4 protein-coding genes are annotated in these 4,114 nt (G+C 65.9%); 1 reads left to right on the top strand and 3 read right to left on the bottom strand.

Annotation, left to right across the window (positions count from 1 at the left end; genetic code table 11):
* Positions 1–773 precede the first annotated feature (773 nt).
* On the top strand, positions 774–1,943 hold the full coding sequence (locus MUO23_11445; GenBank protein MCJ7513570.1) for a pyridoxal phosphate-dependent aminotransferase: 1,170 nt from the start codon (positions 774–776) through the stop codon (positions 1,941–1,943).
* Between the two features lie 25 nt (positions 1,944–1,968).
* On the opposite strand, the gene MUO23_11440 is transcribed toward MUO23_11445, so the two are convergent.
* From MUO23_11440 to MUO23_11430, 3 genes are all read right to left on the bottom strand, one after another.
* Positions 1,969–2,772, bottom strand: coding sequence for an HAD-IIA family hydrolase (locus tag MUO23_11440; GenBank protein ID MCJ7513569.1), 804 nt, complete (start codon positions 2,770–2,772; stop codon positions 1,969–1,971).
* A 104-nt stretch (positions 2,773–2,876) separates the two neighbouring features.
* The gene (gene tatA / locus MUO23_11435; protein MCJ7513568.1) at positions 2,877–3,068 is read right to left on the bottom strand and encodes a twin-arginine translocase TatA/TatE family subunit; all 192 of its coding nucleotides are present in this window, start codon (positions 3,066–3,068) and stop codon (positions 2,877–2,879) included.
* 178 nt (positions 3,069–3,246) lie between these two features.
* Positions 3,247–3,879 (bottom strand): LysE family transporter, encoded by a 633-nt coding sequence (locus MUO23_11430; protein ID MCJ7513567.1) that lies wholly within the window; start codon positions 3,877–3,879, stop codon positions 3,247–3,249.
* Between the last annotated feature and the right edge of the window lie 235 nt (positions 3,880–4,114).

Genomic DNA, 4,114 nt, shown 5'->3' with positions numbered 1-4,114 from the left:
TACGGACCGCCGAGCGCCTGGCCGAGAAGTACGACGTCCCCGTCGGGACGGTTCTGTCCCTGTACGACGGCGCCTGTCAGGGCGATTGGGGCTGCGTGACGGCCCAGTTCCAAAATCAGACCGGAAAGGATAAGGGAGGTAAGCCGAAGTAGGCCGCCGCCTCTCTCCGTCAAGGCGGCGCAACATTGCTGGCGATCCCGGCAGCCTGTGGGCGTAGACTGACCCAAGCCCACGGGCTGCCGCCATTCTGGCGCAGGTGGTCCCCAGAATTGGCCACCCACCTCGACATCTAGACTGAGTTCGCCGCGAGCCAGCCGGACACCCTGTCTGCTGCTGTCTTGGATTGCTGCCCTTGACGGACTGCCGACGGACCTCATGTTGCGGAACGATGGGGCCATCGAACGCGCCACGGTCCTGACCGATCTTCCCGTCGGCGAAGGCATCGTCGTCGCAGTCCGAGCCCCGGACACGAGACCAATCCCCCTTAGGTTGCGTGGTCGGCGTCCCTCTCGGCGCAGCCTGGCAAATCGGCGCCGATTAGATTCAAGCCTCCGAAGCCTGGGGCCCATTCCTTTGCCTGCCCGATCCCGTGGCACAATGAAGCAGACAAGGTCGGCTGGCTGACCGTCCTTGCCGCAGGCCCTGGCGCGACCGCCGGTCTGGGCTATGGTCTTGCGCTACGAAGTAGCCTTGGCTTGATGGGGCGTGACAACCCGCCCCTTCCTCACCAACCTGCATGCGCCCAGAATTTAGGCGCACTTGGAGGGGTCCTAATGTCCTTTGCCACTCGAACCGACTTGCTGCAGATCGAAGGCGCCTATGAGGTCTTGGCGCGGGCGCAGGCGCTGGAGGCCGAAGGTCACAGCCTGATACACCTGGAGATCGGCGAGCCCGATTTCTCCACGCCGGCCAACATCAGCCTGGCGGGCATCGAGGCCATCGCCAGCGGCCGCACCCGCTACAATCCGTCGGCCGGGCTGACCTCCTTGCGGGAGGTGATTGCAGCCAGCGCCGGCGAGCGCCGCGGCATTGCCGTGCGGGCCAGCCAGGTCGTGGTCAGCCCCGGCGCCAAACCCAACCTGTTCTTCCCCACCCTGGCACTGGTCGAGCCGGGTGATGAGGTGATCTACCCCGACCCGGGGTTTCCCACCTACCGGGCCATGATCGAGGTCGCCGGTGGAGTCCCGGTCCCGGTGCCGCTCGAGGAGGAGACCGGGTTCTCCTTCGATCTGCAGGCCTTTGACCGCGCCATCAACGATCGAACCCGGATGATCGTCCTGAACACCCCCGGAAATCCCACCGGCGGCGTTCTGCCGCAGGCAGACCTGGAACATATCGCCGCCGCGGCCCAGAAGCACGACGCCTGGGTGCTCTCGGACGAGATCTACTCCCAGATCGTGTTTGACGGCATGAGCGTCCCCAGCATCGCCGCCGTTGACGGAATGTCCGAGCGAACCATCCTGCTCGACGGCTTCTCCAAGACTTATGCCATGACCGGGTGGCGCATTGGGTACGCCATCATGCCTGAGGCGCTGGCGGCGCGCGTCGCGCTCCTGCTCAACCACTCCGTCGGCTGCACCGCCCATTTCACCCAGCTGGCGGGCATCGAAGCCCTTACCGGCCCGCAGGACTCGGTGGCGGCCATGGTGGCCAAGTATCAGACCCGGCGCGACCTGCTGATCGAAGGGCTGAACGCCCTGCCGGGTGTTCACTGTCGGCTTCCCCAGGGCGCGTTCTACGCTTTCCCCAACATTCGCGAGACCGGGCTGAGCAGCCGGGATTTCGCCGAGGAGATGCTGCAGGCCGGGGTTGCCCTGCTTCAGGGCACGGCCTTCGGTCAATTCGGCGAGGGCTATGTGCGCTTGTCGTACGCCAATTCGCAGAACAACTTGCGGCGTGCCCTGGAGCGCATGGGGACCGCGCTGCGCAAGCGCCTGAGCTAGCCCGCTCGCAGCATCCGCTGCAAGCCTACTCCGGCCGGGCCTGGCGCCAGAGCCCGTTCAACTCGGCCAGGTCCTGCACCACCAGGTCAGGGGCGTAGTCCGAGGCCTGCAAGGCTTCGCCCGACGTCTCCCCACTGAGCACCAGCACGGTCATCACCCCGTGGGCACCCAGGGCGATGTCGGTGTACAGCCGATCCCCCACCATGCACATCGACTCGACCGGCACTCCGGTCCTGCGCACCAGCGCCTCCAGGATCGGGGCATGGGGTTTGCCGATCACCACATCCGGCCGGCGGCCGGTGGAGGCTTCGACGAAGGCGATCATGGCGCCAATATCCGGCTTGAAGCCGCCGTCGGTCGGGCAGTTGAAATCTGGGTGGGTCGCCAGGTAGGGACGCCCGGCTCGCACGTGATCACAAAGCTTCCACAGCCGGTCGTAGGTGAGCGTGGTGTCGAAGCCCAACACCACCCAGTCCGGGTCCTCCTGAACCAGCCGAAAACCGTGGCCCGTGAAGACCTCAGCTAGTGCCGGGGTGCCAGCCAGAAACACGGCGCAGCCAGCAGCCCGTTCTTGTAGCCACAGGGCGCTGGCCTCGCCCGCGGTGAAGATCTCCTCGTCAGAGAGCCGGACGCCTAGCCGGAGCATCTTCGCCAGGTAGTGCTGCCGGTTCTGAGAGGTGTTGTTGGTCAGGAAGACGAATCGCTGCGAGCCAGCCCGCAGCGTCTCAATGAAGGCGGCGGCACCGGGCAGCAGGCGCTCGCCAAGGTAAAACGTCCCATCCATGTCCAGCAGGACGCACTGGATCTGGCTCAGTCGAGGCTCAGGCATGCGAATCCGAGAGGGTTTGCGGCAAGCAAGAGGCTGCACCTGTTCCGCGCCGGCCCGATCTCACCGCCAGCGGTGATCTCAACGTGCAGCCTCGGATCGGTCGATCAGCTAGGGGTTGCAGGCGGTTCCGGCTTGTCCTTGCTTGCCTCCTGCTCGTTTTCTTTCAGCCCGGACCGGAATTCCTTGATGCCTTTACCCAGCTCGCCGGCCACCTTTGTGATCCGCCCCGTCCCGAAGATCAGCAGGACGATAACCAGGATGATGATCAGCTCGGGTGTGCCAAGTCGGAAGGGCATTGGGTCCTCCTCGCCCGGAGGGAGTCGCCCCAGGCATCTCAATTCTAGTCGATTTTCAGGCTCGAGATCGGCGCACGGGTTCTATCTCTAAGTGCAACGCGACGATGACAATAGCCTTGTAGGGGAGCCTATGTCCACCTCACCGCCCGCTTTCAAGCCCTGACGGGCCGCTCCCTGGTCATAACCCCGAAAGCCAAAATGCCTGCACCAGGATGCGCACGCCCAACGCAATCACCACCAGGTTGCCGATCAGGCTGGTGATCAGGCGGGAGTGGGGCGGCAGGCGCTGCCCCAGCTGCGAGCCCCCCGCGGCCAACAGCGATTGCCACGAGAGCGAAGCCAGGCCCGCACCGAGCACGAAGAGCAGGCCGTGCGCCACCGAACCCTTATCGCCGAGGCTTCCCCCGAGGACCAGGGCCGCGAAGTACACGATCGTCAGTGGATTCAACAGAGTCAGCCCGAGAAACTGGATGTACACGAGCCAGAGCGGCCGCCCGTCCGGCAGAGTCGGGTCTTCCATGCCCAACCGATGGCGCGCCCGCCACACCCCTCGCATGCCCAGGCCGATCAGGAAGCCACCGCTCACCGCGGCCAGGGGCAGGGCGAAAGGACGCAGGGCGGCGGCCAGCACCGTCCCCACCGCGACGGCCAAGGCCGCGTAGATCAAGTCGGCGGTGGCCGCGCCGGCGCCAGCGGCGAAACCGGAACGGAAGCCTCGCCGCAACGCCAGATCCACGATCAGGACGGCGATTGCGCCGACCGGTATGGCGATGCCGTATCCGGCGATCACACCCTGCCAAAACGCACTCACGCCGCCCGTCCTTCGGGAGGGAGCCCCCCGTCCTCGCCCACCTCTCGCCGCACCGTCGTCATCGGCGAATCGGTTGCCTGCCGGCGGCGAGATACGATCTCCACCGGCGGGCAATCGCCCGGTCGATCTTGCCCATCGGATAGCGCCCCAAAGCCTCCGGCCGGACCCAGCGCAGGTCTGTGTGCTCGAGCAGCCGCGGCTCGCCGCGCCTCAGCCGACACTCGAAGGCATACAC

This window comes from Anaerolineales bacterium (assembly GCA_022866145.1).
In the GTDB taxonomy this organism is placed as follows: Bacteria; Chloroflexota; Anaerolineae; order Anaerolineales; family E44-bin32; genus PFL42.
The sequence above is the reverse complement of the archived record's forward strand: the minus strand, read 5'-3'. Positions and strand labels throughout refer to the sequence as shown.